This window comes from Legionella sp. (assembly GCF_965140895.1).
Classification (GTDB): Bacteria; Pseudomonadota; Gammaproteobacteria; order Legionellales; family Legionellaceae; genus Legionella.
Map to the genome: position 1 here is coordinate 15,558 of NZ_CBCSKT010000063.1, position 26,400 is coordinate 41,957.

The following is a 26,400-nucleotide window of genomic DNA, read 5'->3' on the forward strand; positions in this document are numbered from 1 at the left end:
GGGAGTTAATGAATAACATAACCGCTGATTGTGTTGCTACTTGTGTTAATCACATAGACAAATAAACCATTAGGGGTCACGATAATTGCCTCAGGTCCACTGGCGGTGGCATAGGGGCTATTGGGCATTATTGTTAATAAGCCCGATGTTGGATCAACACTACTTGCAATGATTAAGTCATCTTGATAGCGCGTATCGTAAGCAAATTTATCATCCGGTGTTAAAGCAATGCCTGAGGCTGCTGTATCTGGCATGATGGGAGTCACATCAGTTAAGGCTCCGGTTGTGGTATTAGCTGAATAAATCCAAATAGAGGTATTAAACGCAGAGGCTTTCAAGCCTGGTCCATTACCGGCCGCGACATAAATAAAGGAGCCTGTAGAGTTTGTAATAACTGATGAGGGGTAGGTTCCTGTCTGATATGGGCTACCAGCGAGAGCTGTTAATGCTCCGGTACCTTGATCAATAGTAAAGGCATGAACTTTCCCACCGAACATACCAAAAAAATCAATTACATAGAGGAATTGGCCATTAGGTGACGAGGTGAGGCTTATTGGTTGAGAGCTTGCTGGGGGTATAGAAAAAGGACTTCCTGCAATTGTAGTTAATACTCCAGTGGTCGAATTGACTGTGTATGCGGAAACAGTGTGTCCATTTAGGTTGGCTACATAAGCAAATTGTCCATTTGGGGTTAATCCAATAAATACCGGAGTTGAAGATCCCGTAGGGTAGGTATTTACAGGTGTTAGAACTCCAGTGGTTTGGTTAATAGTAAATTGTGCAACAAGGTTATTTGACGAGTCGGTAACATAGAGATAGAGGCCATTAGGGCTTACAGCAATACCTGAATAGGAAGTTCCATCATTGTAAGGGCTTCCGGCTAGCGGGACTAAGACACCGGTGGTTGGGTTAATTGAATAACCTGTTACGCCACCCCCAAAGTTTGTAACATAAAGGAATTTACTGTTTGGTGTTGCGGCAAGATTATTTGGATTTCCGCTTGCAAATGGACTTCCAGGAATAGGCACTAACACTCCCGTTTGTGGTGTGGCGCATTGAATCGCGTTAATGTTAAAAAAGGTGCTATTTGTATTACTTCCCTTAACCACTACATTGGGAACATAAAACGCACTGGCGTTAGTTGATGTGAATGATATAGTGCAACTGGCTTTAGGTTTCAATATGGATGGACATCTGTTATTTTGCAGCACATAACTTAAATAATTTGCATTTGTGGAAGAGGCTGCTATATTTCTTGCGTTCACGATGGAATTATTGGTAACGGTAATGAACCCTGGAGGATTAACACAACCCGTGGTGCCGATATTTATCGTACAGTTTTGAACAAAATTGGAACATACGACTGCATTTCGCTCATTAGCAGTTACTGCTAACTCAGCGATAGAGCCTGAGTTTTGGTGGGGTGATATCCCCGCAAAAGAAGGCACAGCAGCAGAAATTTGTTGCCCAAATAGTAATAGCAATACCAATAACCCTTTGTTTCGCATAATAAAAATCCCTAGTTTAATGTTGTTTTGCTATTGAGAACTGTAACAAAGGAATAAAGTAAAGACAAAATATAATTCACAAAGTGCATGAATATTAATGATAAAGTCAAAACTTCATTAGTTGAATTTGAATTAAATGCAACAAATATAGTGCATCACACTGTTTATTTTGTTATTATACTGAGCAAATTTTATATAGCTAAGCCTTTTTAGGTTATGCTTTACACGATTAGGAAGTTTATGATTCAAGATATACCAAACTTTGCCTCCTTTAATTTTTCAGATGCGATAAATAAGGCTCTGGAGGATATGAAGTTTACTACCCCATCACCCATTCAAGCTCAAACAATCCCACTTTTGTTGGAAGGAAAAGATATTATTGCCTTGGCGCAAACAGGGACAGGTAAAACAGCGGCTTTTGCATTGCCGATTTTACAAAGCCTATCTTCTGGCATTCAAGGTACCCAAGCGTTAATTTTAGCGCCTACTCGCGAATTAGCGATTCAGGTTGCTGAACAATTCGAATTATTAAGTGCCAGACAACGTGGGGTGACTGTTGCTACCTTATGTGGTGGCCAAGAGTATGGCCGTCAGTTAAAACAATTGCGTGCTGGTGCACAAGTGGTTGTAGGTACGCCTGGTCGTATTTTAGATCATATTGATAAAGGCACCTTGGTTTTAAATAACTTACGTACTTTTATCCTTGATGAAGCCGACGAAATGTTACGTATGGGATTCATTGAAGATATTGAAACCATTATGGCAAAACTCCCAGAGAAAAAACAAATTGGGTTGTTTTCAGCAACAATGCCACATCGCATTCGTCAAATTGCTAACACTTATTTACAAGACCCTGTATCAGTTGAAATTCGTTCAGAAACTGCAACGGTAAAAAGCATCGAACAACGTTTCTTGTTTGCTGCAGGTTATCAAAAACCAGATGCATTATCGCGTGTCTTAGCTGTTGAAGAATATCAAGGCGTCATCATCTTCGTGCGTACCAAGAGTAGCACGGAAGAAGTAGCCGAATTACTGCAGCAACAAGGTTTACGTGCTATGGCAATCCATGGAGATATTACGCAAGCCTTACGGGAGCGTATTATTTCTCAGTTCCGCCAGGGAGCAATCGATATTTTAGTAGCTACTGACGTTGCTGCACGTGGTTTAGACGTTGAGCGTGTCACTCACGTAATTAACTACGATTTGCCACATGATAACGAGACTTATGTTCATCGTATTGGTCGAACTGGTCGTGCAGGGCGTTCTGGTGTTGCTATTTTGTTTGTTACACCAAAAGAATCACGTTTAATCAACAGTGTTGAACGTCATACACGTCAGCGCATTACGAAAGTAACAGTGCCGAATGACCATATGATTCAAGTTGCACGGCAACAGCGTTTTATGGCAAATATCACTGCGCGATTAGAGAGTGAGCATTTACATTCATATAAAAAGATTGTTGAAGAGTACATTAAAGAACATGATGTCTCTGCTGTTGATGTTGCTGCTACTTTGGCCTTGTTAATTCATAAAGATCAGTCATGGCATCAAAAAGAACAATCGTTGCCTAAAGCTACTCGTCCTGAAAAAGAAGGACGTGGAGAGCGAGGATCACGAATTGATCGTGAACGTTCATTCTCGCGTTCGGATGAGCGACGCTCTAATGACCGAAAAGGTTTTGGCGATACAGGTCGTAAGAAATTTAATGATGAAGGTGGCGCTGAACAGGATTTATTCCGTATTGACGTGGGTAAAGTTCATGGCGTGAAACCAGGCAATATTGTCGGTGCGATTGCGAATGAAGCAGGTTTACAAAGTCGCCATATTACTGGTCTTAAAATTCATGATGATCATTCTACTGTTCGCTTACCGAAGGGTATGTCTAAAGAGGTCGTGAGTGATTTAACTAAAGCATGGGTTTGTGGCCGTCAGTTAAAATTAACTTTAATTAGTAGTGGTGCCTAATTAGCTATAGACGACACTTCTCCTTGAATGCGGAGAAGTGTTATTTCTATTTTGCTGCAAAATAGAGTGTTGCAGCCGCTGCTAGTGATGCAGTGAGAATCAAACCTGCCGTTGTAGTTTCAGGAGTAAAAAATTTATAGGGATGGGCTGTTGGTTTCTCTGTAACTGGATTACTGTCTTCCGTGCCAATCTTATCAAACTTTATTTGCGCAATCTGATTTATAATCGAGCTAATTCTTTGCTTCGGAGTGGTATTAGACGTTATGAAGCTGAAATAGTCTTTTTCAAATAATGTGATTGCTGCATCTATTTGTTGAGGGCTTATCGTGGTGTCTTGGCTATAGGAACAGATGGTGAGGAATAGGGTTTCAGAATAAGCCGCACTCACTTGAAGTAATTCAAGCTGTTCCCAATTTTGGGCATCAGCGATTTTTGAGTTCAGCTGATAACGGTGATTATGTGGATCATTTTGAGTAAATGCATGGATTGCATCAGCTAATTTTGTTTCACAAGAAAGAATCTGATGGAGCAGATTGATGGATTTTTTGATGAACTCTTGTTCAAATATGGACATTTAAGGTCTCCTTACCGTAAAAGAAATACTATAAGGATCTTTTGAAATTAGGGCAAGAAGAGGAGCATAGGGTATTTCCTTATGGATGAAGATGTGTTCTTATGTTGGACTCAGAGGTATTGGGGATCGGTAATGCGAATTAAATAAACACAAAGATTATTTAATGATATAATTATCGATAAATTTTGTTTTTAAAAACAATCAATTATAATTAAGGGTATACATGAGACTGTTAGCAACTTTAGCTGCTTTTTTATTTTCTGGAATTGTTTTAGCAACACCTCTCCGTAATATAGTTGTATTTGGTGATAGCTTGTCGGATAACGGCAATCTCTATGAATTCATGAGTCATCAATTGCCTCCATCTCCTCCTTATTTTAAGGGGCGTTTTTCTAATGGGCCTGTATGGGTAGAACATTTAGCCGCTTCTTATTTTCCTAAGGATCCAGGAGCGCATTTATTAGATTATGCTTATGGCGGTGCAGGTGTTTCATCAGATGAAGAAGATGATGATGTTTTGTTTACGTTAAGAAGAGAAGTCAAAGATTACTTCGCCGCCCATCAAAATAAGGCAAGTGAAGATAGCCTTTATGTGGTGTGGATTGGATCCAATAATTATTTAGCATTGCCTACTGAAGTTGATAAAACTCTACGTGACGTAAATGATGGAATTACCGAGAGCTTACAGCGTTTGGCTGATAGGGGTGCAAAACATATTTTAGTCGTTAATATTCCTGATTTAGGAAGTACTCCGGCGGCTATTGAGTTCGACTCGATTGAAACCATGTCATATTTTTCACAAGAACATAATTCTCTATTGAATAACACTCTAACTAATCTAAAACAGAAGTATCCGAATGTTGAATGGTTGTTTTTTGATATGAACCAATCGTTTAGCGATGTTGTTACTAATCCACAAGTGTATGGATTTAATAATATTAATGGGGCTTGTATTGATTTTATCGACGATAATTTTGCTAAAAAATCAGTGCTAAATCTGGTTAGAGCAGCGAAGCCTCAACAGATGAAGAGGGATGCCTGTGATGGTTATTTATTTTTTGATTTAGTGCATCCAACGGCATTAGCTCATGAATTGTTAGCTGATCGAGCTCGAAAAGCGCTTGATGAAGCTGGTGTTACATTTACAGAATAGGACAAAATGTAGTCCGTATTACGCTATGCTAATATGGGCTACAAATTTTTTCAGGGACGATATGTATTACATTTTAAAAATAGCTTTAGCATTTTTCCTCATTATCTCTTCAGTTCAAGCAGAGCAGTTGGAGGTAACACTTAATGGCAAGAGCATTAAGCTGCCTTACTGGTCCGCATTAAAAGATCCACATGGTGCCATTGTTATCATTCATGGTGGTGAACAGGCGCAGTGGTCAGATTTTTTAGAGTTCGCAGCAAAACATTTATCAGATTATGGTTGGTCTACGGTATTGTTGAATTGTGAGCAAGGTGGCAGTACAGAGCCTTGGGTAAAAGCACTTCCAGAAGCAATCAATACATTACGTCAGCAAAAAAATAATCGTATTGTGGTTATTCATTATGGAGATCAAGTTGGGCAAACCTTCGCGGCTTTTGATAAGCAGGGAGGCATTGAAGGTTTGGTTTTACTTTCCGCGTATGATTTATCGAAAACATCTGCTAAAAAAGATGATAAAAAAATTGAGATAAAAGTTCCTTTATTCGATATTGCTGGGCAATTCGACTATGGTGCGGTCCTTGATCAGATGAAGGAGCGTCAAAGAGAATTTGCACAAAATAAATATACCTCCATGCAAATACCCGGTGCCAATCATGACTATGAATACAATCAACCTATGGTGGTATCATTTATCAGCGGTTGGATGCAAAAACTTACTGAAAATAAACCCAAACCTCCACCCGTACTGGTTTCTTATGTGGCATCTATAGCGGCCTTCATTCCCAAAGAAGAGGTGGCTTTGGATGAAGAGCCTGAAGATTGGGCGGGCTACAATAATGATCCTCCAGAGCCAACACAAGAGATTATTGTGCAGAAAAGTTACTAACAGTTTTTTTCTTACCTTTTAAGGATAGAGACCTGTATTAGTTGTCGTGAACTACAGAGTCACCATCCCTTACTTTCACAAATCAATTCATAAGCCTTCACTATTTTCTGCGTCTTTTCATTAGCAACCTTAATCATCTCCTGAGGCAAGCCTTGAGCAATTAGCTTATCTGGGTGATTACGGCTCAATAAACGACGATAGGCCCGTTTAACTTCTTGCTTGCTGGCACTAGGCGATAATTCCATTAATGCATAGGCAGAATCCAAATTGGATTGTGAGGGCTTATAATTGTGCTTGCTGTATGACGAATAAGAGTCAGATGAAGACTGATGGCTATCTTGTTGCTTATGAGCAGAGCCAAAATCCTCATAAAAACGGTATTGCTGATGAAAAGGCATAAAACCTAGATGCGAGAAAATAATATCTAAGGACTGTATTTTACGAGTAGTCAGGCCATCAATTTGTGCTGCCTGATATTGAATGTCTATAAATACTTTCAATAAATTACGATTATCATTGCAGGCACGACGCAGTCTTACAAGGACACTAATGAGATCAAAATGAGGCCCTTTGCCTTCATTAAATAAACGCATAGCGAGCATCTTTTGTTGTTGGCCCAAATGCATTTCATTCATAATTGAACGCGCCATATTCAATTCTTCTTCACTAACACGGCCATCGGCTTTTGCCAGGTAGCCCATAATGGAGAAGGTTGCCTCAAAAAAGATTGTTTGTACATTGCTGCGTTTTTCAGTCAAATACAATAAAAGCGGGTTAGAAAAATGATTCGCGAGTCCTCGGTCAAAGATATTTCCTACTAAAATACCAAAGATTGCACCTGTGGGGCCGGCGGATAAAAATCCAAAGAATGCACCGAGAAGTTTTCCCCACCAGGTGCTAATTGTAAAAAATTCCTTAAAATTCATTATAGAGAATTACCTTAAAATTAATGTCAGTTCCACTGTATATGAGGGTGCTGCGCTCATCTGCAATAGTCTTATCGCTTTATACCACATTTTAAGTATATACTGTCGGCTTTTAGGTTTGGCTTTATATGCGATTTTTGTACTCTTTTTTAATGTATTTACTTACACCATTTATTGTAGTCCGTTTATGGTGGAAAGGACGTCGCTTGCCAGCCTATAGAGAACGTATTGCGGAACGTTTTTGTTTGGGAGTAAAAGAACACAAGCCTGTTGATGTTTGGGTGCATGCAGTTTCTTTAGGGGAAGTGATTGCCGCTATTCCTTTGATTGATGCTATGCTAGAGAGAAATTGGTCCGTATTCGTTACGACCATGACACCAACTGGCTCTGGACGTGTGCAAAGTCATTATGGCAATAGGGTAGGGCATCAATATGTGCCTTATGAACTGCCTCTAATTCTTAAGCGGTTTTTTAAACAAATTAACCCGCGGGTTGGTTTGATTATGGAAACGGAGTTATGGCCCAACTTAATTTATGAAGCTCGTGCAGCCAAAGTCCCTTTATTGCTTGCTAATGCGCGTTTATCTGATGGGTCGATGCAAGGCTATAAATGGATTAAGTTTATTATAAAACCTCTACTTAATCGCTTTTCGGCTATTTTACCTCAAGGTGAAGAGGATGCTCAGCGTTTTATTGCTTTAGGGGCGCAACCAGAGCAGGTGCGCGTCTTGGGCAATATTAAATATGACTTACAAACCCACAGCATCGATCGTCAAAAATTTAATGAATTAAAAAGTCATTGGGGTCTTGAGCGGATTGCTGTTATTGCTGCCAGTACTCATGATAATGAAGAGTCTCAAATTATTGCCCAGTTACGATGTTTGCAAGAAGCGATCCCTGGGGTGGTGTTATTGATAGCACCAAGACATCCAGAGCGTTTTCAAGAAGTGTATCAACAATGCGTTCAAGCAGGGTTTAACACCGGGTTGCGCTCTAATTTAGCTTCTTTAAGCACTGAGAGTGATATTGTGGTACTGGATAGCTTAGGTGAGCTTTTAGGCATGTATCAGATTAGCGATTATGCTTTTGTAGGAGGCAGCCTTGTTTCTGTTGGTGGCCATAATGTGCTTGAGCCGATTGCGATGAATGTTCCTGTCATTAGCGGTTCTCATGTTCATAATTTTAAGTTAATTTGCCATGAATTAGCGAAGGCAAAGGCAATAATCTTAGTGCAACAGGCTAATGAGGTGATCGATGAATTGATTAAGTTGCATACCGATCCCTCTTACCGCCAACAACTTATTAATAATGCAAGCACGGTGTTTGAAAAAAACAAAGGCGCAGTCCTGCGGCATATGCAGCAAATAGATAGTTTATTATAAATCCTCATGGACTATGTTACCCGTATTAGACGAGGTCGTAATATGTGCTAGGTAATGGTGATTGAGTGTACTGGATAACAGTCCGCGAGCAATGTCGCGGACGTTTGAGTATCAAGCGGGATTAAGAACCCTGATTTTGTCTTTCTTTGATTTCAGACAAGGTTTTGCAGTCGATGCATAGCGTAGCTGTTGGTCTAGCTTCTAAGCGCTTGAGGCCTATTTCTATACCACATGCTTCACAATAGCCGAAATCATCATTTCTTAAACGTTCCAACGCATCTTCAATTTTTTTAATGAGTTTGCGCTCGCGGTCACGAGTACGTAATTCAATGCTGAACTCTTCTTCTTGACTTGCTCTGTCAGAAGGATCTGGGAAGTTAGCCGCTTCATCTTTCATATGAGTAACTGTGCGATCTACTTCTTCCATTAATGATTGACGCCACGCTAGCAAAATCTTTTCAAGATGGGCTAGCTGCATTTCATTCATATATTCTTCCCCTTCACTTTCAATGTAAGGAGAAATTCCCATGCTACCTATCGTGTCATTTTTCACGTTGTATAGTCTCTCATTATTTTTATTAATTAATTGTTCGGTCATATTGGCCTCCATCCCACTGTCCAATGGTTTTCGTATTAATATATTAATAATAGCAAACCAACTGAGACGATTTTTACTCGTTGGGATCTTTTCAGAAGGCGGTAGGTATACCAAAAAACTGTTGCATCATCAACAACATTTATCGCCAACCACCACTTACTCTGTCATGACCCTGTAAATCTTTCCAGCACTGTACGTTTTTGTAGCCTAGTTCATTAAGTATAGCTCTAACTTTTAATTTTTGATCATAACCATGTTCGAGTAAAATCAGGCCATTAGGTAAAAGATAATCATAACCTTGTTCAATAATCAAGTGAAGATCAGCTAATCCATCTTGACCACTCGCTAAAGCGCTGCGTGGTTCAAAGCGTAAATCACCTTCTTGTAGATGCAGATCCTGCTCAGCAATATAAGGTGGGTTGGATATAATGGCATGATATTGTCGCTTGGGAAGAGCACTGTACCAATTGGAATGATAGAAGCTTAGATTGCGCACTTGATGCCGTTGTGCATTTTCTTGGGCAACCTGTAATGCTTCTTGGCTAAAATCACAAGCAACAACATTCCAATTTGGTCTTTCTTTCGCAATAGCAATGGCGATTGCGCCACTTCCTGTTCCTAGTTCAAGGATACATGCTTCGCTATCTGGAGTTATTTTTTCTAAAGCCAATTCTACTAATAATTCGGTTTCATGGCGTGGGATTAATGTATGCGCATTGACTTTTAAGTTCAGTGACCAAAACTCACGCTCACCGGTAATGTAGGCAATAGGGATACCTTGAGCTCGTTGCATTAAGAAGCTTTGATATTTTGCATATAGCTCTTTAGTGAGTAGCTCTTCAGGATGAGCAAACAAATACGCTCTGTTTTTACCTAAGACATAACAGAGCAAAATCTCAGCCTCTAGCTCTGGGTTATTACCCAAAGCCGCGCGTATGCTAATCATTGCGTCCCAACTCTGCGAGCAGTTCTGCATGGTATTCACGTTGTAATGCATCAATAACCAGGGATAAATTTCCCTCCATTACATCGCCAAGTTGATAAATGGTCAGATTAATACGGTGATCCGTCAGACGACCTTGAGGGTAATTGTAGGTGCGAATGCGCTCTGAACGATCTCCAGTTCCCACAAGTGATTTCCGCGTTTGTGCTTGTTCTTGTCTTTGTTTGCTTTGTTCGGCATCCAATAAGCGTGTTTTTAACAAAGACATCGCCTTAGCGCGGTTCTTATGTTGTGAACGTTCATCCTGACATTCAACAACAACCCCAGTAGGAATATGTGTGATGCGGATGGCGGAATCTGTTTTGTTAACGTGCTGACCTCCAGCCCCTGATGAACGATAAGTATCAATGCGTAAATCATCGGCGTTGATTGGAATCTCATCAATTTCGTCAACTTCCGGCATAACGGCTACCGTACATGCAGACGTATGTACACGACCTTGAGATTCCGTTTCAGGAACTCGTTGTACACGGTGTGCTCCTGATTCGAATTTAAGTTGAGAATAAACCGCAGCACCGCTGATGCGGGCAATAACTTCCTTATAGCCGCCATGTTCGCCATGATTTGCACTGATTAATTCCAGTTGCCAACCGCGATTCTCAGCATAGCGGCTGTACATACGATACAAATCGCCAGCAAAGATTGCTGCTTCATCGCCACCTGTTCCGGCTCGTACTTCAAGGTAAATATTACGCTCATCATCAGGATCTTTAGGAATCAAATGCCATTGCAGTTGCTCATCTAATTCTTCAATTTGTTGTTTGGCATCATCAAGTTCTTCTTCGGCCATTGCCGCAAGCTCTTGGTCGCCTCCCTCCAGCATTTCCTGTAGGGACGTTAAATTATCTTGTGCCGCAATATAGGTTTCGTAGCAGTTGGCCACAGGCTCTAACTGCGCATATTCTTTGGATAAGGCTTTAAACTGATTCTGATCTGAAATCACTGAGGCTTCAGATAATAATCGCTCCACTTCTTGGAAGCGTTCCAGCATTTGCTGCAGTTTTAACTCAAGAGATTTCTTCATATGGTGATTGATAAGTTGTTGTATTAAAGAGGTATTGCGCTAGAACAAACAAATCTTCACGCCCATCACGAGCTATTTGTTTTAAGCCGGTAGTGGGGGTATGCGTTAATTTATTAACTAAGCGCTCGCTAAATTCATTTAAAACGGTCTGTTGGCAATGTCCTGCAGAAAGCTTTTTTAAGGCCCGCTGCAATTCTTTTTGAGCCAGATGTTGCATCTGCAAACGATAATCACAGATAACTTTTTTGGCTTTTAGAGAACGTTGTTTACGTAGGTAATTATTTAATTCTTCTTCGATCAACTGTTCTGCATGCAAGGCTGCTTGGCGTCGTTCTTCCATACCTTGTTCAATTTTATTTTGTAAATCGTCAACATTATACAAATGCACCTGCTCAAGTTCGGTAATATTGGCTTCAATATTACGAGGAACTGCCAAATCTAAAAAGAACATGGGGGCGGATGCTTTTTGTTGTATGGCATGCGCAACCAAATCTTTATTAATAAATGGAATAGGACAGGCCGTTGCGGTGATGACTACATCGACTTCAGGTAAATGTTGCCCCAAGTTACTGATGGGAACAGTTTTGCCTCCAAAGGTCTGGGCCAGTTTCTCGGCATTTTCCAGAGTACGGTTGGCAACTAGAAAATGATGTACTCCTTGCTGATGTAGATATTTAGCAACGAGGGCTGCAGTGTCTCCAGAGCCAATTAATAAAATGCGTAATGATTTGTACTCTGCAAAAAATTGGCCAATTTGCTGGACTGCTGCATAGGCTACGGAAACCGGATTGATGCCAACGCCACTTAACGTTCTAATTCGTTTTGAAGCACTAAAAATATATTCAAAAATGGGGCGCAATTGGGACTTTATCGAACTGAGTTGATTTGCATGTTGGTAGGCTTGCTTCATTTGGCCAAAAATTTGGGGCTCACCAATCATCATGGAATCTAAACCAATAGCAACTCGCAACGCATGCTTTATAGCTTGTTTGCCTTTATGAATGTACAAATAAGGAGTTAATTCATCAGGGACTAGTTGATGCTCATGTGCTAACCAATCAGTAAGTACCTGTGTGTCTTGGGTCTCGCAATAAATTTCAGTACGGTTACAGGTAGATAAAATCGTTGCTTCACTTACTTCAGGAAGACTTATTAAGCTGTTAAGTAGTGAATCTTGGGTAGCCGGAGATAGGGCGACTTTTTCACGCACGTTTATTGGCGCAGTTTTATGATTGAGTCCGCAAGCAACAAACACCATAGAAATATGAATTAGTCTATATTTAAAGTAATCGGGGGATTGTAAACGATTAGTCACTAAATTTGTAGGGTTTAACAACAATTCTGCTGTAATGGCTGCAATTAATTGCGTTTTGTTCGGGCAACGGGTTGCGATAAAAGGGATATTAGAAAATATTTTGTAAAATTAAAGTACAAAATTATTTGGCCGCTAACATACAGTAGAATGCTTTTGCACTAAGGGTGCTAACTGATGGGGAGATGGTCATGGATATAATCCTTCAAGGTGAACATAGCGGTGATGAGGCTGCACAAAGTTTAGAGCGCGTTTTGCAACTCTTTAAAGAGCGCTATCACATTGCTGGCTTTCGTGAAATTCACCTAACGGTAACATTAATCGATGAGCAGGGTGATGATGTGGAGTTGGTGGATAGTGAGTCCAACCAGGCTTATCGTGTTTTTGAGGTGTTTCGTCAAGGATATGAATTGGGTAGAAAAGGAACACCCATGCTACAATTAGTAGTTGATAATACAAAATAAATACTTAGGCTTTGAAGCAAACATCAGAAAATGAAGCGCACGTCATTCCGAATGTTATGTTCGTCATGACGTGCGCTTGTGGTGGCTTTAAATGTGAGGCAAGATACCTAGGCACTCTGAAATGAATCAGGAAAAGGAGTTAATTATGTTTTTGGCGATTATTGCCATAATCCTTACTTTACTTTTAGTCATAGGTATTCATGAAGCGGGGCACGCCTTAGTTGCTCGGTATTTTCAGGTTAAAATTAAAAAAATTTCAATTGGCTTTGGTAAGCCATTATTGCGTTGGCAAAGCGGCAGTGGATGTGAATGGGTTTGGGCCATGTTTCCTTTAGGTGGTTATGTGCAATTAGAAAACACGCGCATTAGTCCTGTGGAACCTTCCGAATATTCTGGATGTTTTGATAAAAAACCTGTTTGGCAGCGAATTCTGATTTTATTGGCTGGAGCTGTGGCGAACCTTATTACAGCATGGATTGCGCTAATCTTGGTTTATAGCATCGGTCTTACTTATACCTTGCCACAAGTTAAAACCGTACAACCGAATAGCATCGCTGCTCAAGCAGGAATTGCGGTCGGAGATCAGGTAGTATCGATTGCCAATAAGGCAACGCCTACTTGGAATGATGTCGGGATGCAAATGGTTATCCTCTGGGGGCAAAAAGATATCCCAATGGTTTTAAGTCATGGCAATGAATTAAAAAACGTAACCATCAATTTAAGCCAGGTAAGTTTCCGTGGAACTAAGTTGAACTTATTAAGTCAGTTGGGTATAGAGGCTAATCTTTCTGCGCCCCGCGATACCTTGCGCGCTCCTTCATTGGGGGCGGCAATACATCAAGCGAATGCGGTAATGGCAAGTATGTTGTACTTCTTCGTAATGATTTTCAAACAGTTATTTACCGGAGTAATTCCATTCTCAATGCTGCTTGGGCCTCTGAGTGTTTTTGCTGCCTCGGTTGCGTCATTGACGCAAGGAATTGTGGTTTTTATGTTTTTCATTGCTACCTTAAGCTTGGCTGTTGCCTTGGTTAATCTATTTCCTATTCCAGGCTTAGATGGTGGTTCTATTGTCTATGCGGTGCTGGAGAAGATTCGCGGCAAGTCAATCTCGGTTTCTATGGAATTGTTAGTGCATCGTTTGGTATTTATTGTGTTCTGCGTCATGTTGGTGCATTTGCTGATGAATGATTTGCAAAGAATTTAACCCTGTTTAGGCCATGCGGCTTGCCGCGGTAATTCGGTCGTCTATAAGTCAAGCAATACTTAGAGTTACTTGTATGCTTCTGCGATTCAATGAGGGCCAGTTGCATATTCCGTCTATGAATTTACATTTATCACCGTTCGCGCGCAACACCATAAATCCACTCGTTCCACCCCAGCCTTTTTGAGCGTTAACGCAAGTTCATTAGCAGTGGACCCTGTTGTAAGCAAGTCATCAACCAATGCAATATGTTGAAAGGGAAGCTTTTTACTAATAAACGCATTACGTAAATTGTTTTGCCTTTGCTCCTTATCCAAACTGGCCTGTGGTGCTGTATTAAGAATTTTTTGACAACTGGTCAAATCGTAGGGTAGATCTAACTTCTTAGCTAAGCCACGTGTTAAAATCGCTGCATGATTGAATCCTCGTTGTTTTATTTTTCGCGCATGCATCGGGACCGGAATGAGGCATTGAGGCAAATTATTAGCAGGCACGCCACTCAATATTAAATAACTTAAAAAGGAATGAAGATAGAGCCCATTATGGTATTTAAATTGATGAAGCAAGCCACGTAAGGGTTCTTCAAATTTATAACGAACATAAGCATGTTCAAATTGTGGTGGTTTTTTAATACAGCCACCACATGTTAATGAGCCGGCATCAGCTAAAGGAGTTGCACAATGTTGGCATGTCAGGCCTAATAGAGGCATGAACTCAATACAATGCTCACAAACAGCATGATTAGTTTTATGAAACTGACTGCACAGTCTGCATATAGAGGGCAAACGTAAACTCTGTGTTACAATGGATAGTTTTTGGCGCACGCGTGTTGGATTCCATATTATATTGAATAACTTTTCCTGGTTCTCATCATGACCCGTACACATGAAATTAGCAAGGCATTTAACCAACATGCCGCAGAATATGAGCTTGCTGCGAAAGTTCAGCATGAAATTGGCACTCGTTTATTAGAGCGACTCCACTATTTAAAAATCGCACCGCAGCGCATTCTTGATTTGGGTTGTGGCACGGGTATTTTTTCACGTGAATTAGCACAGATGTATCCTAAAGCGCAGATCGTGGGTTTGGATTTGGCGCATTCAATGTTACTGCAGGCACAGAAAAAACACAGCTGGCGGCGTAAATGGCCATTAGTAAGTGCTGATATGAAGCAGCTTCCTTTGGCAACTGGAGTCTTTGATTTGATTTTTGCGAATCAAGTAATTCATTGGGGGGAGCCTTTAGAGCTTGTTTTTCGGGAGTTGAATCGGGTAATGAAGCCAAATGCTTGCCTTATGTTTACCACGTTAGGCCCGGATACCTTTAAAGAATTAAAACATGCTTGGTCTGGTGCGAATGACTATGCGCATGTGAATGAATTTCCTGACATGCATGATGTTGGGGATTGCCTTATGGCCGAGCATTTCTTGGAGCCGGTAATGGATATGGAGTTGCTGGCCGTTCATTATGAATCACTACCTAAGCTGGTGCATTCGTTAAAAGCCCAAGGTGTAAAAAATATTAATTCAGGGCGCAATCAAGGTTTAACTGGTCGTGATTCGTGGAAAAAATTCGAGCAAAATTATACTTCCTTACAAACAGATACCGGACGTTATCCTCTGACTTATGAGGTCGTTTATGGGCATGCATGGAAGGGAGAACAACGAAAGACAGAACAGGGAATTGAGACCTTAATTCCTATTTCACAAATCAAACGATCTAGGCGTTAAGATTGTTTTAAGATTCACTTGGTATAATTTACCCAATTGAATTAAATTAGATCAGTTCGATGCTTGATGATTTGGCGGTTTAACCCCTTTGGTTGTAACTTATCTAGTAGAGACATTCCACCAATATACTGGCCCCGAGCTTTTACCTGATTTGTGGTGCCATACTTCGGTCGCCGCAATACAATTAAACAGCTCTATGCAGAAGGAGCAGAGCGTAAAGAAGACAGTTTATGGCTTACCACTCATTCGAATAATCACTAGGCAATGATTGCAGTTCTTGTTCTATTGTATGTATCGCTCCAGGATCATTTTTACGTATAGTTCCCCTCATCAAAGGATCTTTTGGGTTAATGTAATTAATGTTTTTATAAGGGGATGAGTATGCGGTTGTTGGGTTTTCGTCAGTATAACTAGTTGCATCAGTTACCACATAAGTTTTTTTTCCGGAATCGATTACAAAGCCATTTGAATCGGTGGTGGCGCAGTTTGTGAGCAACAGCATTATTCCCAAACCGCCCATAGTGAGTTTTGTCTTTCTCATACAATGCTCCTAAAAGACACGCTCATGATTGTGTGATTATAGTACAGTTACTGTGTTCCGGTTGGTATCTAGCAGACTTTAAGCATTACCCCGAGGTGCCCCTAATCGAACATGAAGGATTAGTTATTGACCTGATGGTTGGTGAATTATTGGGGGTTAAAGCCCCGGTTTTAGTGTATTCGCCGCTTATTGGATTGGATATTAATACGACTAAGGCGGTGCATACCAATCCCTAAGCCGCCTGATGTCATCCCTAACATCGTGAGGGATGACGTTATTTTGCCGCTGCAATTTTTTTCAAATCACTACGTTCTTGTAACATGCGCGTCAAAGAAATCAAATCAACTGCTTTATCACCAAACGATTGAAGCTCATCAAAGGCTATTTGATAATGCTTATTTATTTCTGCTTCTAATTCCTCTTGAGTATATAAAGAGGCAAATGTCATTTTATCATTAGCCAGATCAGAAGAACGTCCTTTACCTAAAAGTTCTGTTGGTGCATAACGATCTAAATAATCATCTTGCAACTGGAATACCAGTCCAATATGACGAGCATAGGATCTTAATGCCGCTTTACTTTGTTCGCTGGTAGAGTTATCGGCAGCTAAGACCATTTCAATACAGGCTGAAATAAGCCGGCCAGTTTTCAGATGGTGTATTTCACAAAGGAGTTCTTCACTAATCGAGGATTTGCCTAATTCGGATAGGTCCAGGCTTTGTCCGCTAACCATTCCTGTAACACCACTGGCTCGAACTAATTCTTGAGTGATGGCAATCACTTGAGCAGGGGGGAGGCGTTGGGATAAATGAGAAAGCAGTACCTCAATTGCTAGCGCCTGCATTCCATCACCGACTAAAATTGCAGTAGCTTCATCAAAAGCTTTATGACAGCTAGGTTTACCACGACGAAAATCATCATTATCCATTGCCGGTAAATCATCATGAATTAAAGAATAGCAATGAGTTAATTCTACTGCAGCAGCAATGACATCCAGAACCTGGAGGTCTAGATTAATCAAGTTACCAGTTAAATAGACCAGGATGGGTCTGATTCTTTTTCCTCCAGGAAAAAGAGAATAGGTCATTGCAGTATAAATTTGTTCCGCAGGTATCGATACCTCTTGGGTAATCTGCTTAAGAAATTGTTCTTGGCGTTCGAGATAGGTTTTAATCACTTAATTCTTCATCCGAAAAGGGTTTTGCAGGGGATTGTGCAGTAGTTAGCATTTCAATTTTTTGCTCCGCTTGCTGCAATACATCCTGACAGCGTCTGGCTAAGCTGATCCCCTTTTCAAATTGTTTTAGCGAGTCCTCAAGAGTTAATTCCCCTTTTTCCAGCTGTCTAACAATTTCCTCTAATTCCCCTATAGACTGCTCAAAGTGGATGCCTTTGCTCATAGACTTTGCCCTGTTTGTGCAAAAAGTTGTAATTATACATTGAGTTGTTTTCTGGATTCAATCATTAAATTAAAACTCAACGTGGGTTGGTGCTGGGTACCAATCTACTGGGAATTTTTTAAGAGTTCGGCTATGATGCCAGCACATTAATCAAGGTCCTCAACTATGAAAACCAAAACCCAATTTGTATGCAATCAATGTGCCGCAGTTTTTAAGCAATGGGCAGGACAATGCACGCAATGTGGGGCATGGAATTCAGTTGCTGAAGAGGGTATTGTTCCCACCAGCCGCAATGCTCGTGGCGGCTCTTGGGTCAATCAGCGTTCAGTTATTACGGCCGTAGAAGATGTGGTGATGGATAAAGAAGTCCGTATGGACTGTGGATTATCTGAATTAAATCGTGTTTTAGGTGGCGGTCTTGTTTATGGTTCGGTAGTACTTATTGGGGGCGATCCTGGAATTGGAAAATCGACCTTATTGCTGCAAACCTTAGCGAATCTTTCCAGGCAAGAAACAGTATTGTATGTTACCGGTGAAGAGTCTTTGCAACAGGTTGCCATGCGTGCCAAGCGTTTAAACCTTCCTTTAGCGGGCTTAAGGCTTTTAGCGGAAACTCAGGTTGAGTCAATTATTGCCCACGCACAGAAAGAAAATCCCAAGATTATTGTTATTGATTCCATCCAGACTATTTTTACAGATAGTATCAGCTCAGCTCCCGGAGGGGTTAGTCAGGTACGTGAGTCTGCCGCGCAATTAGTACGTTTCGCCAAAATGACTCAAACTGCAGTATTTCTAGTAGGCCATGTCACCAAAGAGGGGGCTTTAGCAGGCCCGCGAGTTTTAGAGCACATGGTTGATAGTGTTTTATATTTTGAAGGACAAAGTGATAGTCGTTTTCGCGTCATCCGTGCCATTAAAAATCGTTTTGGAGCCGTCAATGAGTTAGGTGTTTTTGCTATGACTGATAAGGGGTTGAAAGAGGTAGCTAACCCCTCAGCCATTTTTTTATCGCGTCAACCAGAGCCAACCCCGGGTAGTGCCGTGATGGTCACTTGGGAAGGATCGCGACCAATGCTTGTGGAAGTACAAGCCTTGGTCGATGAAGCGCATGGTCAACAATCCAAGCGGGTCACTGTAGGTCTTGAGCATAACCGTTTGGCCATTTTGCTTGCTGTTTTGCATCGGCATGGCGGAATTGCAACTTATGATCAGGATATTTTTATTAATGTAGTAGGAGGCGTTAAAGTTACGGAAACAGGTTCCGACTTAGCCCTACTTGCAGCAGTAGTTTCCAGTTTGCGTAATCGGATTTTTGATAGCGAAACCATTATTTTTGGTGAGGTTGGCTTAGCGGGTGAGATTAGACCGGTGCAAAGCGGCCAAGAGCGACTCAAGGAAGCTGCCAAACATGGTTTTAAGCGGGCTATTGTTCCTTTCGCTAATGCTCCAAAACAACAAAGTGATTCTATGGTGATTGAACCAGTCAAATATTTACATGAAGTTTTAGAAAAAATGTGATTATAGAATAGAAGTAGTTGAGATATTATTTATTCCCCCTTAGTATTGCCGCCGCTGGACTGTAAGTGGTTAGGGGCTGCAAAAAACGCGTCATTGTGTCAGGATTGTGAAGTGTTATATTTATTTTCTGATGTGATAAATAATTGGCAAGGGTAGTTGTTTTTTTTTAAGTCTGTGTTATTATTGAACAAATTCTGCTGTCGGATGGTTTTTAATGGGTACTGCTTTTTATAACATTAAAGATATTAGTTTAGGTCTTCCTTCTCATTCTGGGCATGAGGCGTATCTTGGTGCCCAATATAAAGTTGATAATCAAAAAATTGTTTATAAAAAAAACAAGTATGGCATTGCTTCTTTTTCGCGCTTAGAAGAGAGCTTTAGTCAGCTGGCTAAGTTATTTTTATCTCCCGATTTAACTCCTTCACAACGACTCGTTGTGGATGATGAGAACCAGGTAGTTGGGGTAGCGGTTCAACATCTTTGTTATGCTGTTGAAAATAAAGAAGGGCTAGAACATGCATTCTATACCTTAAATAACCCAAGCTCTAATTGCAAAACTACGAAACATCGAATTTCTGATCTGGCAAAAATTCCCATCTATTTTCTAGACAAGTTACCCCAGGGCTTTTATGCGCAATTGCTTAAAGCAGAAAAAGCGCAACAGTTAACTATTGATTATGATTCTTTGGCAAGCATCCTGGCAACCTCTTATACCATGGAGGAGGATGATTTACATAAAGGGAATTTTGGTTTTTATCTGGTAGAAAAAGCAGGCAAGCCTCAAGTTGTGTTTTTTAAAATCGACCATGATTTGATGTTCGTTGATAGTATTATGGGGTTCCACACACGTAGACCGTTTCATTTATTTCATGGCCCCTCCGCCTTTGATATTTTTGCGGAAGATCTATTATCATTTCCCAATTTGAAACGCTCTGCCAATTCTTATTGGCCAACAAAGTTTGGTTATGTAGCCAATCCTTTTGATAATAAAGAATATCATAATTATGCTGAGATAGCGGCCTTTTCACGCTTGGCAACAAATCCTGCATTTATTCGCTCAAAATGGAAAACCTTTTTTAAGCATTGCTCTATTCCAAGGACGTTAATTGAAACGACCTTAAAGGAATGCGCTAATATTCAAGATCCAGAGGATCGCGCCCATATTGCACTACTAACCCAGGTCATGGTTACTCGGCTGGCGCATTTACGAGCCGTATTATTCTCAATTAAAGAATTTCGTGAGTTTGTTGTGAGTATGAGCGATGAGGAAAATGAGGAACTGCTCCGTGAAATTATTCCCACCAATGATGCTTTAGAACCACAAATCAAGCAAACTCTAGCGCGGTTTCATACCTTATGTGCTGAAAATGGATTTTCCGAGGGAGATACGCCATTGCATACAGCGATTAAATTGGGTGAGTATCGTTATGAAGAATCCATACGCATGTTTGGACAATTTATTAATGTAAAAAATAAAGAAGGAAAAACACCTTTGGATGTGGCTTTGGCCCAAGTTCGTGGATTTGCTCCAGACGCAGATAATGATGTGGGTGTTGACATGCGATTTGTAATGAAGCATTTACTGGAAAATGGGGCACAAAAGACCGCGGCATTTAAACCTGATCCATTAGTGCGTGAAATTAAAACTTATGTTTTTGCAAACCCGTTTAAAGGGAGAATCATAGCCACATTTTCTTATGCCGATTTGCAGCAGACTTTAAGAGATATTGGTGAGGCGCATCAGTTTTGTCTGAAGTATAAAAAAAATATGGCCATTGACTGTATTCGGCAGTGGATTGATGTAAGAAAATCCCATCCTGATTTTCAGCAAGAATTAGCGCAGTTAAAACAGGATGTTAATGGCCAGTCGTCTGAGGCTGAGGCTGCGCCATTAAAATACATTCGTCAATTACGAAGTCAGTTGTGGATTGTGCGCCAGTTAAGAGGCTTATATGGCTTGACCTCAACGCAGATGGAAATTAATCAAATTATTAACCAGGCGAAGCATGAACTTAATCCCCAAGGAACGAGTCATTTTTCATTTTTCAGCGGGTGTAAAAGGGGAGTCGCACCACAACGTGACGCAACTACTTTGCCATCTGCCTCAATGAGTTTGCATCTCTCCTAAACGGAATGGATAGGTATGACGACAGCGCGCATAGCCTGCGCCTATTTTTCGTGGGTCATTGTAAAAGGCATAATGGGTTGCATTGTATTCACAACAAGGGATGGAGCTGATAAAGCAACCCCGTTTGGCATTCCAGACATAACCTCGAGGAGTGAGTTCCAATGTTCTACCATCGTAGCAAATATAACGCGGCTGTGAAGGTGTATTTCCAACAATGCATCCTTGCGCGTGAACAACATTTGCTATTACTAATAAACCCAACAGAACAATTCGCATTAAATGACCCTAAACTTGCTATACTAATATATAAACTTAATTCATCTTATACCAAGTATTCAATAAAAATGAGGATTTTCTACCGATTTAAGGTTAAATTAATAATTTAAGTTTAAAATGAATACATAATGTTTTTTGGAGTGTGACTATGGCTAAAAATGAATATTTATGGCAAGTATTGCATAATTTGGAGTGGAGTAGTCTCGATGAGACTGATAAAGATAACTTCGTAAAAGCATGTGATGCTTTATTAGCTGTAGATTCTAGCGACTCAGACGAATTCAGAAAAGTAGCAAAAGAACATGCCGAAATATTGGGGCTTTTGGATGATGAGGCTGCCAAGAAGTGGGCTACTCCATCGCGCTTTAATCCTTTGACCTATGATTCCAACGACTACTATACCAAGCCTGATTTTTTAGATGCGAATGATGATGTTACATTTCGTAACATCCAGCAGGAAGCGGCCGCGCAGCGCGTTAAATTGGGTTTGAGTGAAGTGGCGAATCAGAGTGTTTTGTTAGATGTTATGCAAAACAATAAAGAGGCTCTAAGAGAGTATATTGCACAGCATATTGCGCCGAGTATAGCTGTTGGTGCTGGTTGGAATCTCCAAAAACCATCAGAAGATAATATTTTAACCGATGAGATCTTAGAAGAGATTCAAAAAAATGCGGTAGCCCGTTGGGTTTTAATGGTAGTAGAAACAGCTGATCTGGAGGTGCTTAATCGCTTAAATGATACGCATGGTGATGCGTTTGATGACGCAATAAACGACTTGCCAGGCTTTCCTCAAGAAGCGGGTGATTTAAATTTAATAGGAGGAGAGCAGATCTGGGATTTAGTGAAAGAACGAGTTCTCGCACGCCAAAAAGAGTTATCGGTGCAAGTCGCCTTTAGTGAATATGCCCAATATATTGAAGACCTAAGTGGCCCAGAAGTTTTGAGTAAGGGTGGTCTTTTAACCGCAGATGATGTTGATTTTCGCACAAACTTACCTGATGCAGGAGTGGCCCATAGCGCTCATAAAGAGGATTTAAGCGATGAAAATGTTAAAGCGCTTAGAGAACAGTTAGGCGAACGTTATTTGAGATTGGATGTAGCACGCCGTCTCAAAAATGGTGAGTCTTTGGATCAGCTATTTATGGCGGACACCAAGGAAGCCTTTGAAGCTGAATTAAAAAAGCTGTACCCAGCACATACCTATATTGACCCAGCGGTTTCTTCGAAATTCTTTACAGAATACAAAGCGCAAATGGCGCCACATATGATTGCCAATATCGCTCAAAAAGTTAATCCCAGTAAAGATTATATGTGGTTGCTCCAGGTTGCGTCTCAATCTGATGCGGCAGCTAAAAATGCTATCAAGGCAAGTATAACGATTGATGATAATTATTTGCGCGCACATTTTCCTGACAAGAATTTGACTAAAGCTGAGGAAAAAGAGGAGGCAATACAGCAAGCAAAACAGCAAGTATCTGATATCGTAGATGCTCTGTTTACTGCTGAAAATCGAGTTCAGCTTGATGAAATACGCCAAAAAGCGCGCATGGCAGCATTTGAAATAGTTATTACAAATGTTACTAATTTGCCAAGCGGAGCTCATAAGGCTTTGTTTGACGCTTTTTCCAAAATGAGTGTGGCAGCGCAAGAGAAATTAATGCCTGCGGATGGGAATGATGCGGTAAGAATGCAGAATCTACGATACTTGGCGAACGCGCGCGATCTTGGTGTGCTTAAACACTATATGCCAGGTGCGGCCGAAAACGATTTGCAAGCGGTATTAGCCTTTTCAGAACAAATTGATGTAGTGAAAAAAATTCAAAACCCTGGAATATGTAAAGCATTAGGGGGCCGGTTTCCCATTGCTTTAAACGCAGAGCAAGTTAAGCTAATTAATGAGACTTTGGCTGGTAAAGATTGGAGTCAGTATGCTAGTTACATACAAATGGTTGCTGAGATAAGGGTTGTTTGTGGGGTTTCGGAAGAGAATAAGGCTGCATTTTATGAGGCTTTTGGACTTGCAGCAGATGGGGCTTTTGTACTTACAGCAGATGGGAAAAATATAAAAGATCCAGATGGGTTTATCACAGAAATTTATAATCATAATAAAAAATATCAAAAGCTCTTTGATGAATACCAAAGTACTGACAGTACTATTAATAAAGATTTTTTAGGGGCTATGCTCGCACTACCGCTTGTAAAAGGGACAATTCCTAATACACCAAGTAAATTTAAGGTTTTTCAAGATACAGTGTTAAACATCGCTGATCGAAACGAATTTATTGGTGTGTGTTTTACTAGTTTTGGAAATAATAGATTATCCGAAAAAGGAAAAAGCGAATTTAAAGCATCTTTAGAGCGAGCCATAACACCTGCCGTCTTTCATAACATGCAGGCGGAACTCTTAAAGCAAGCGAGCACAAAATACAGTCCAGAGGACGCAAACAAAGCAGTACGCGGTGTAGAAAAAATTCTGGTTCAGATGCAGCAATCTCAAGAAAAGATTGATAAACACCTTAATAGCGCAAAGTTTGTTTTTGATGTCAAAGAAATACATGTAAATAATCTTCTTATTAGAGAGCAAGAGAAAGCTTCTAAACCAGGGGAGCGCATCAGAGAGAAATATGGGGCTTTGGCAAAGGATTGCGATGCTAATATGAATGAATTAAGGCATGAGCATGCGCGTTTGCAAAGCTTGATTAATGCCTTACCTCGGACTGCTGATGACATAGTGGTTAGTAAGACTAAAGATAAAGTAGGACCTCAAATTGAGACATTGAAGGCGAAATTGCAGGCCCAACTCGATAAAATTGATCAACAATTGATGCAATATGCGCAAATAAAAGAGTGTATTAACGGCCCGGAAGGAATCCTCGTTAAGGCTGATCGAGTAAAGCAGCAGCCTTATTGGTATTATAATCGCGCAGATATTACCAGCGGGGTGGTAACTCGAGAGGAATTAAAGGCACGGTCTATTCAGAGCGCAGAGGCCAATCCGGATGATGATATGGTCGTTGCTGATGCTCATGATCCAGGAAAGGTAGCTAACTTTAATCTTGCAGATAAACTAGCAAGTACGGAAGTTCGTTATTTCGATATAGTTCAGAAACGCCCTCATACAAGTGATTCGAGCAAGATGGTTACTATTGAAAGCCGTTTTACTTATGATACGAGTAAAAGCGTCCCTACAACAGCTACGGATAGAGGCATACATAGAATGAATGCTGGACGTATTGCTGTCGATAAATTCCCGGACTATCAAGCAGGAAGCGAAAAAGATCCTGTATTACTTGAAAAAGCAAAAGTAGATTATGCTATGGTAGTGGCCACTCAGCTTCTTGCTACCATGGACCGACCACCAAGCAAAGACAGTCCTATTCGTTTGCGTGGGAAAAATGAGGAGCAATTAAAATATATATGGACTGCTTTGGTTGTTCTTGGTGAAAAGACACCCAATATGAAATTTGGCCCTGAGGCAATTAGAGTAGTTAATGAGCATATTTTTAATCCGAAAGCTCAATTAGGTTGGGGATGGAGTAATTTTTCTAAAGACTCTCTTTATGAAAAAGTATTTAAAAAACATAGTGCCGGCGTCACTACGGCAATTGAGGCATCAAAAGAACAGGCTAGTGAGCGATTAGATAGAAAAGGAACCCCTAAGTCTGAAGAGCAAATGAAAGAAACAAGCCAGCTATATAGAAGTACTATAAATACTAATAGAGAACAATCCGTCCCACAGCCTGTGGCAGCAGAGACGAAAGCCGAACAGGACCGACGTCTTGAGCCGTAATTCTATTTATGGAATTTCCCGCGGTTTGACCGCGGGATCTTAACGTCCAGCCGTAAATGCCGTAATTGTTGTGAGTTCTAGCGTGAGTTGCTATTTCTTCTATTCTAGCTAGAATGGATTTATTTTGGCCTAAATAATAAAGGGGATATAATTGGATTCTAATCAATTAGCTATTGGGGTATTTGATTCAGGGATGGGAGGGCTAACCGTTTTACGTGTATTGAAAGAATGCTTACCTCAAGAATCATTTATTTATTTAGGTGATACAGCTCGTCTTCCTTATGGCACCAAAAGTCCGGATACCGTAAAGCAGTATGCGATGCAAATGGCGAAGCTTCTTGTAGAACGGCGGATTAAAGCCTTGGTAATTGCTTGCAATACCGCAACCACTGCCGCATTACCTTATTTGCAATCCATGTTGCCAGATATGCCCGTACTCGGGGTGGTTACGCCTGGCGCCCAAGCTGTTGTTGCTGCAACCAAAAATCATCGTGTTGCTGTTTTAGCTACTGAAACGACGATTGCTTCTAAAGCATACCAAGAGCTTATCGTGCAACAGTTGCCTGAAGCGGTAATTAGTACACGTGCATGTAGTGTCTTAGTGGCATTGGCAGAAGAAGGGATGATTAATAACCAGGTAGCTCGTGAGGCTCTAAAGCATTATTTGGATGGATTTAAGGATGAAGACACTGTATTGCTAGGCTGTACGCATTTCCCAGTATTTAAATCCTTATTAACTGATTTATTGCCTAAAGGGGTTACTATAGTTGATTCGGCCCATGCAACAGCCCATTCATTGTGCACCTTGCTCGAGCAGAAACAATTACTCAATGATTCATCTGCAGTTGCAACCGTTAATTATTTAGTAACAGATTCAATTAAACGCTTTCAGTCTGTCGGTGAAATCTTTTTAGGAGAGGCCCTGAATGTAGCAGACATTGAATTAGTTGATGTGCGTTAAGCCGTTGGCGTGGTGTCCTGGTTGCGTGCAACCAGGACTTCCTATTACATCAAATCA

Annotated in this window: 24 protein-coding genes; 12 read left to right on the plus strand and 12 right to left on the minus strand. The window is 40.7% G+C overall.

Features of this window, described 5'->3' with window-relative positions:
• Positions 1-5 precede the first annotated feature (5 nt).
• Positions 6-1,508 (minus strand): beta-propeller fold lactonase family protein, encoded by a 1,503-nt coding sequence (locus ACQY7T_RS08335; protein WP_428412574.1) that lies wholly within the window; start codon positions 1,506-1,508, stop codon positions 6-8.
• A 240-nt stretch (positions 1,509-1,748) separates the two neighbouring features.
• On the opposite strand from ACQY7T_RS08335, the gene ACQY7T_RS08340 reads away from it, so the two are divergent.
• Positions 1,749-3,473 (plus strand): DEAD/DEAH box helicase, encoded by a 1,725-nt coding sequence (locus ACQY7T_RS08340; RefSeq protein ID WP_428412575.1) that lies wholly within the window; start codon positions 1,749-1,751, stop codon positions 3,471-3,473.
• Between the two features lie 46 nt (positions 3,474-3,519).
• Here the strand turns inward: ACQY7T_RS08340 and ACQY7T_RS08345 are convergent, their stop codons facing one another.
• Entirely contained in the window at positions 3,520-4,047 is a 528-nt protein-coding gene (locus ACQY7T_RS08345) for a hypothetical protein (protein WP_428412576.1), read from the minus strand.
• 223 nt (positions 4,048-4,270) lie between these two features.
• On the opposite strand from ACQY7T_RS08345, the gene plaA reads away from it, so the two are divergent.
• Complete coding sequence (gene plaA, locus ACQY7T_RS08350; RefSeq protein ID WP_428412577.1) at positions 4,271-5,200, plus strand: GDSL family lysophospholipase PlaA; 930 nt, start codon at positions 4,271-4,273, stop codon at positions 5,198-5,200.
• A 61-nt stretch (positions 5,201-5,261) separates the two neighbouring features.
• Positions 5,262-6,086, plus strand: coding sequence for an alpha/beta hydrolase (locus ACQY7T_RS08355; RefSeq protein WP_428412579.1), 825 nt, complete (start codon positions 5,262-5,264; stop codon positions 6,084-6,086).
• A 59-nt stretch (positions 6,087-6,145) separates the two neighbouring features.
• On the opposite strand, the gene djlA is transcribed toward ACQY7T_RS08355, so the two are convergent.
• Entirely contained in the window at positions 6,146-7,012 is an 867-nt protein-coding gene (gene djlA, locus ACQY7T_RS08360; protein ID WP_428412580.1) for a co-chaperone DjlA, read from the minus strand.
• A 128-nt stretch (positions 7,013-7,140) separates the two neighbouring features.
• Between djlA and waaA the strand changes: the two genes are divergently transcribed.
• Entirely contained in the window at positions 7,141-8,394 is a 1,254-nt protein-coding gene (gene waaA, locus ACQY7T_RS08365) for a lipid IV(A) 3-deoxy-D-manno-octulosonic acid transferase (RefSeq protein WP_428412581.1), read from the plus strand.
• Positions 8,395-8,515: 121 nt separating this feature from the next.
• Here the strand turns inward: waaA and dksA are convergent, their stop codons facing one another.
• From dksA to hemA, 4 genes are all read right to left on the minus strand, one after another.
• Complete coding sequence (gene dksA, locus ACQY7T_RS08370; protein ID WP_428412583.1) at positions 8,516-8,992, minus strand: RNA polymerase-binding protein DksA; 477 nt, start codon at positions 8,990-8,992, stop codon at positions 8,516-8,518.
• Between the two features lie 139 nt (positions 8,993-9,131).
• The gene (gene prmC, locus ACQY7T_RS08375) at positions 9,132-9,938 is read right to left on the minus strand and encodes a peptide chain release factor N(5)-glutamine methyltransferase (RefSeq protein WP_428412584.1); all 807 of its coding nucleotides are present in this window, start codon (positions 9,936-9,938) and stop codon (positions 9,132-9,134) included.
• Entirely contained in the window at positions 9,931-11,019 is a 1,089-nt protein-coding gene (gene prfA / locus ACQY7T_RS08380; protein WP_428412585.1) for a peptide chain release factor 1, read from the minus strand. The genes prmC and prfA overlap by 8 nt, the downstream gene beginning before the upstream one ends.
• Positions 11,003-12,277 carry a glutamyl-tRNA reductase gene (gene hemA, locus ACQY7T_RS08385; RefSeq protein ID WP_428412653.1) on the minus strand — a complete coding sequence of 425 codons (1,275 nt, stop codon included), beginning with the start codon at positions 12,275-12,277 and terminating at the stop codon, positions 11,003-11,005. Before hemA ends, prfA begins: the two co-directional genes overlap by 17 nt.
• Positions 12,278-12,522: 245 nt before the next feature.
• Here hemA and ACQY7T_RS08390 point away from each other — a divergent pair, with 245 nt between their 5' ends.
• Both ACQY7T_RS08390 and ACQY7T_RS08395 read left to right on the plus strand, forming a co-directional pair.
• Positions 12,523-12,795, plus strand: coding sequence for a hypothetical protein (locus tag ACQY7T_RS08390; RefSeq protein ID WP_428412587.1), 273 nt, complete (start codon positions 12,523-12,525; stop codon positions 12,793-12,795).
• 145 nt (positions 12,796-12,940) lie between these two features.
• Positions 12,941-14,002: a M50 family metallopeptidase gene (locus ACQY7T_RS08395; RefSeq protein WP_428412655.1), complete on the plus strand. Its 1,062-nt coding sequence runs from the start codon at positions 12,941-12,943 to the stop codon at positions 14,000-14,002.
• Positions 14,003-14,115: 113 nt separating this feature from the next.
• Here the strand turns inward: ACQY7T_RS08395 and ACQY7T_RS08400 are convergent, their stop codons facing one another.
• On the minus strand, positions 14,116-14,823 hold the full coding sequence (locus ACQY7T_RS08400) for a ComF family protein (protein ID WP_428412589.1): 708 nt from the start codon (positions 14,821-14,823) through the stop codon (positions 14,116-14,118).
• 48 nt (positions 14,824-14,871) lie between these two features.
• Between ACQY7T_RS08400 and bioC the strand changes: the two genes are divergently transcribed.
• Complete coding sequence (gene bioC / locus ACQY7T_RS08405; protein WP_428412591.1) at positions 14,872-15,729, plus strand: malonyl-ACP O-methyltransferase BioC; 858 nt, start codon at positions 14,872-14,874, stop codon at positions 15,727-15,729.
• Between the two features lie 235 nt (positions 15,730-15,964).
• On the opposite strand, the gene ACQY7T_RS08410 is transcribed toward bioC, so the two are convergent.
• Complete coding sequence (locus ACQY7T_RS08410; RefSeq protein WP_428412593.1) at positions 15,965-16,270, minus strand: hypothetical protein; 306 nt, start codon at positions 16,268-16,270, stop codon at positions 15,965-15,967.
• A 32-nt stretch (positions 16,271-16,302) separates the two neighbouring features.
• Between ACQY7T_RS08410 and ACQY7T_RS08415 the strand changes: the two genes are divergently transcribed.
• Positions 16,303-16,506 carry a hypothetical protein gene (locus ACQY7T_RS08415; protein WP_428412595.1) on the plus strand — a complete coding sequence of 68 codons (204 nt, stop codon included), beginning with the start codon at positions 16,303-16,305 and terminating at the stop codon, positions 16,504-16,506.
• A gap of 38 nt (positions 16,507-16,544) precedes the next feature.
• On the opposite strand, the gene ACQY7T_RS08420 is transcribed toward ACQY7T_RS08415, so the two are convergent.
• On the minus strand, positions 16,545-17,447 hold the full coding sequence (locus tag ACQY7T_RS08420) for a polyprenyl synthetase family protein (protein ID WP_428412597.1): 903 nt from the start codon (positions 17,445-17,447) through the stop codon (positions 16,545-16,547).
• A complete protein-coding gene (locus tag ACQY7T_RS08425; protein WP_428412599.1) occupies positions 17,440-17,670 on the minus strand; it encodes an exodeoxyribonuclease VII small subunit in 231 nt (76 codons plus the stop codon). Before ACQY7T_RS08425 ends, ACQY7T_RS08420 begins: the two co-directional genes overlap by 8 nt.
• A gap of 165 nt (positions 17,671-17,835) precedes the next feature.
• Between ACQY7T_RS08425 and radA the strand changes: the two genes are divergently transcribed.
• Together radA and ankK are read left to right on the plus strand one after the other, a co-directional pair.
• Entirely contained in the window at positions 17,836-19,188 is a 1,353-nt protein-coding gene (gene radA, locus ACQY7T_RS08430; RefSeq protein WP_428412601.1) for a DNA repair protein RadA, read from the plus strand.
• A 214-nt stretch (positions 19,189-19,402) separates the two neighbouring features.
• Positions 19,403-21,316: a Dot/Icm T4SS effector AnkK/LegA5 gene (ankK, locus tag ACQY7T_RS08435; RefSeq protein WP_428412603.1), complete on the plus strand. Its 1,914-nt coding sequence runs from the start codon at positions 19,403-19,405 to the stop codon at positions 21,314-21,316.
• Here ankK and ACQY7T_RS08440 read toward each other — a convergent pair.
• Complete coding sequence (locus ACQY7T_RS08440; protein WP_428412605.1) at positions 21,293-21,592, minus strand: hypothetical protein; 300 nt, start codon at positions 21,590-21,592, stop codon at positions 21,293-21,295. The two genes, ankK and ACQY7T_RS08440, sit on opposite strands and share 24 nt — an antisense overlap.
• A gap of 148 nt (positions 21,593-21,740) precedes the next feature.
• On the opposite strand from ACQY7T_RS08440, the gene ACQY7T_RS08445 reads away from it, so the two are divergent.
• Together ACQY7T_RS08445 and murI are read left to right on the plus strand one after the other, a co-directional pair.
• Positions 21,741-25,382 carry a hypothetical protein gene (locus ACQY7T_RS08445; protein ID WP_428412607.1) on the plus strand — a complete coding sequence of 1,214 codons (3,642 nt, stop codon included), beginning with the start codon at positions 21,741-21,743 and terminating at the stop codon, positions 25,380-25,382.
• A 151-nt stretch (positions 25,383-25,533) separates the two neighbouring features.
• Positions 25,534-26,343, plus strand: a complete 810-nt coding sequence (gene murI / locus ACQY7T_RS08450; RefSeq protein ID WP_428412609.1) for a glutamate racemase — start codon at positions 25,534-25,536, stop codon at positions 26,341-26,343.
• Positions 26,344-26,400: the final 57 nt, after the last annotated feature.